The 527-nt window shown below is 69.4% G+C and carries 1 protein-coding gene; it reads left to right on the top strand.

The features are described from left to right. Window positions 1-527: PAS domain-containing protein (locus tag MKK69_RS22100; RefSeq protein WP_243971481.1), on the top strand; the 527-nt coding region annotated here is incomplete at both ends.

Genomic DNA, 527 nt, shown 5'->3' with positions numbered 1-527 from the left:
GTGAAGCTCGGGCGTGGCGAGTTCGCCGCGGATGAGTTCCGGCGCATCGCCCGGGGCGGCCGCGAAGTCTGGATCCAGGCGACCTACAACCCGATTCGCGACCGGGACGGTGTGCCGGTGAAGGTGGTGAAGTTCGCCGCCAACATCACCGAACAGGTGCACGAGCGCCAGCGCCGGGCCGAGGCGCAGCGGGTGATCAGCACGGATCTCGACGCGATCGGTCCCGCGGTCGAGGCTGTCACCCAGCAGACAGCCGAGGCCGCCGGCATCGTGGGACAGGTGTCGAGCGACATCCAAGCGGTGGCTTCGGGCGCGGAGGAGTTGTCGGCATCCGTCGGCGAGATCAGCCAGCAGGTCAGCCACGCCGCGCGCATGGCCGGCGAGGCGGTTGAGCAGGCGCGCCACACCGGCAGCATCGTCGAGGGCCTGAGCGGCCAGGCCACGCAGATCGGCGAGGTGGTGACGATGATCCAGGGGATCGCCGCGCAGACCAACTTGTTGGCACTCAACGCTACGATCGAGGCGGC

It is taken from the genome of Methylobacterium sp. J-026, assembly GCF_022829585.1.
Lineage (GTDB): Bacteria > Pseudomonadota > Alphaproteobacteria > Rhizobiales > Beijerinckiaceae > Methylobacterium.
This window is presented reverse-complemented; position numbering and strand designations above follow the sequence as displayed.